This window comes from Actinomadura logoneensis (assembly GCF_003428695.1).
Taxonomy (GTDB): Bacteria; Actinomycetota; Actinomycetes; order Streptosporangiales; family Streptosporangiaceae; genus Spirillospora; species Spirillospora logoneensis.
This window is the reverse complement of record NZ_QURH01000485.1, coordinates 1-1,166: the sequence shown is the minus strand read 5'-3', so window position 1 is coordinate 1,166 and position 1,166 is coordinate 1. Positions and strand designations below refer to the sequence as shown.

Below are 1,166 nucleotides of genomic sequence, written 5' to 3'. Positions count from 1 at the left end.
GGTCGCGCGGGTCAGGCGGCGGGCGAGCTGCGGCGCGGTGAGCGCGACGAACGAGACCGGGCCGGCGGCGGCAGCGGCGAGCGAGGCCAGCAGGACGGCGACCGCGAGCAGCACGCCCCGCACCAGGTCCACCGGGACGCCGAGCGCGCGTGCGGCCTCGTCGCCGAGTTCGAGCGTGCGCAGCGCGCGTCCGCACGCCACCGTGACGGCCACGCCGACGGCGAGGGCCGCGAGGACGGGGAGCGCGTGCCGCCAGTCGCGTCCGTCCAGGCTGCCGGTGAGCCACAGGACGGCGCGTGCGGCGTCGGTGATCCGCGCCTTGGTCAGCAGGTAGCCGTTCACGCCGGTCAGGACCGCCGCGATCCCGACGCCCACGAGGACCAGGCGCTGCCCGTGCGCCCCGCTCCGGCCGACGAGCAGGACGATGAGGACGCCGGTCAGCACGCCGCCGAGCACCGCGCCGGCCGCGAGCCCGAGGGTGCTCCCGCCCGCGAGGACGGTCGCGACCAGCACGCCCGTCGCGGATCCCTGGGTGAATCCGAGCAGGTCGGGGCTGCCGAGCGGGTTGCGCGACAGCGACTGGAACAGCGCGCCGGCGAGCCCGAGCGCCGCCCCGACGGCGAGCGCGGTGGCGGCGCGCGGCAGCCGGAGCTGGTTGACGATGAAGTCGCTGGACGCGTCGCCGTGGCCGAGTATCGCCCGCACGACCTCGCCGGGGCCGAGCGGGTACGCCCCGCCGCCGATCGCGACCACGCTCACCGCCGCGGCGAGCACCGCGCACCCGACCGCGACGAGCGCCGCGCGCGGGCTGAACCGCACCGAGATCCGGGACGTTCTCAGGACGTTCACAGCGCCGCCACCTTCCGCCGCCGGACGAAGTAGAGGAAGAAGGGACCGCCGAGGACGACGGTCAGCACGCCGACCTGCACCTCGCCCGGCCGCGCGACGACGCGTCCGAGGACGTCCGCGGCGAGCGTCAGCACCGCGGCGGCGACCGCGCTGGAGGGCAGGAGGAGCCGCAGGTCGGGGCCGGTGACGGCGCGCACGAGGTGCGGCACCATCAGGCCGAGGAAGACGATCGGCCCGCACGCGGCGGTCGCCGCGCCGCACAGCAGCGTGACGGCGGCGATCCCGGCCGCGCGGACGAGGGCGGGCCGCGCGCCGAG

The 1,166-nt window shown here is 77.6% G+C and carries 2 protein-coding genes; both read right to left on the bottom strand.

The window, feature by feature from the left end; all coding sequences use genetic code 11:
• Positions 1–849, bottom strand: an 849-nt coding sequence (locus tag DZF91_RS23500) for a FecCD family ABC transporter permease (RefSeq protein ID WP_117359517.1), incomplete at its 3' end; no start/stop codon positions are given.
• Positions 846–1,166, bottom strand: a 321-nt coding sequence (locus DZF91_RS23495) for an iron chelate uptake ABC transporter family permease subunit (protein ID WP_147341315.1), incomplete at its 5' end; no start/stop codon positions are given. The genes DZF91_RS23495 and DZF91_RS23500, both read right to left, overlap by 4 nt.